General features: G+C 65.6%; 1 protein-coding gene. It reads right to left on the reverse strand.

Going from position 1 to position 1867, the window contains the following annotated elements:
• Positions 1-209 precede the first annotated feature (209 nt).
• Positions 210-1867: non-ribosomal peptide synthetase (locus EOA85_RS34235; protein WP_245486304.1), on the reverse strand; the 1658-nt coding region annotated here is incomplete at its 5' end.

Here is a 1867-nt window from a genome sequence, read left to right on the forward strand (position 1 = left end):
GTAAAGCGTAGACGGGACAGTCTATGTCCATTTCGTTCGCCAAACCGAGGGCATAGGAACAATCGCCCGAACCTGTGGGAACAAAGAAGAGCGGTGGCTGCGATCCGGTTGCTTGTACGGAAATCACGCCCGGACCACAGGGCTGTGGCTCCAAATGAATGTTCGATGCAAGTTCCTTCAGAACAGGGGCTTGGAAGAGGTCGGCGGCGTTAAAGTTCAACCCAAGATACAATACTCGACTGAGCAACTGGCACCGCCAGGAGCGAATGGCCGCCCAGTTCGAAGAAGTTGTCGTGGCGTCCGACCCGCTCGACCCCGAGAAGCTCCGCCCAGATCTGCGCCAGCGCCGTCTCGACCGCGCCGCGCGGCGCCTCATAGGCCGTCCGCGCATAGGCGCCGGCCGGCGCCGGCAGTGCCTTGCGGTCGAGCTTGCCGTTCGGCGTCAGCGGCAGCGCCGCGAGCTGCACGAACGCAGCCGGCACCATGTAGTCGGGCAGCCGCCCGCTCACATGCGCGCGCAAGGCGCCGGCAAGCCCGCCGCCATCCTCGTCGTCCGAGCCGGCCTCGGGCGCACACACCACATACGCGACAAGGTGCTTGTCGCCGGCCCGGTCCTGGCGCGCCACCACCACCGCCTCACGCACCCAGGCGTGCTCGCAAAGCCGCGCCGCGATCTCGCCCGGCTCGATGCGGAAGCCGCGGATCTTCACCTGGTCGTCGTTGCGGCCCAGAAACTCAAGATTGCCGTCCGGCAGATAACGCGCCAGGTCGCCGGTCTTATACAGCCGATCGCCTTCCACAAAGGGACTGGCGATGAATCGCTCCGCCGTCAGCTCGGGCCGGTTCAGGTAGCCACGCGCAACGCCTGCCCCGCCAATGTAAAGCTCGCCCACCGCCCCGAACGGCACGGGCCCACCATGCCCGTCCAGCAGATACACCCGCGTGTTCGCAATCGGACGCCCGATCGGAACAACTGGCCCATCAAAATCATCGGGACAACTCCAAACCGTCGCGCAGACCGCTGCTTCGGTCGGGCCATAGGCGTTGACGATAGATGCCGAGGCTAGACTTCGGACGAGTTCAGCCTTCGGCAGTTCGCCAGCAAGAATGAGAACTTGCGATGCCAAACATCCGGGCTCCCTGCTTGCCTGAAGCAAGGCTGGAGGTAACGTCGCATGGGTTATGGCTTCGCGTCGCAGGTAGTCCGATAGTTTGTTACTCGCCTGGCGGAACTCGTCCGCGGGCAAGTGCAATGCGGCGCCTGCGCCAAACGCCATGACAAGCTCCCAAGCACTTGCATCAAAACCGAAGGAGGCGAACTGCACGACACGGCTATTTGAACAGACGCCAAAAAGCACGAGCTGAGCCAACCCTAGATTGACGAGGCTGTGGTGCTCGACCATGACGCCCTTTGGCGTTCCGGTTGAGCCGGAGGTGTAGATGACATAGGCGAGATGGCGCGCGGTGAGGCCAAGCGCGCGCGGCTCGGGATCCGAAGCGGACAGTTCGGCCCAGGCTGGTGTCGCCGTCTCCAGATCGACCACGCTCACATCGACAAGGGCCTCGGGGCCGAGCGCGGCGCGGCCGGCCGCATCGGCCAGCAGCAGCCGCGGCGCGGCATCGCCGAGAACCTGCCGCAGCCGCGCGCAGGGATAGGCCGGGTCCAGCGGCAGATAGGCGCCGCCCGCCTTGAGAATCGCCAAAAGCCCGACCACCATCGCCGGGCTGCGCTCGACGCAGATCGCCACCGGCTGGTCCGGCCTCACCCCGAGCGCGGCGCCGGCGCCGCAACGCCGCTGCAGCGTTGCACCAGCGCCAGCGCCAGCGAGGCATGCTCGTGCGCCAGCAGCTCGGAAAGGTCCGGTGA

It is taken from the genome of Mesorhizobium sp. M5C.F.Ca.IN.020.29.1.1 (assembly GCF_003997375.1).
In the GTDB taxonomy this organism is placed as follows: Bacteria; Pseudomonadota; Alphaproteobacteria; order Rhizobiales; family Rhizobiaceae; genus Mesorhizobium; species Mesorhizobium wenxiniae.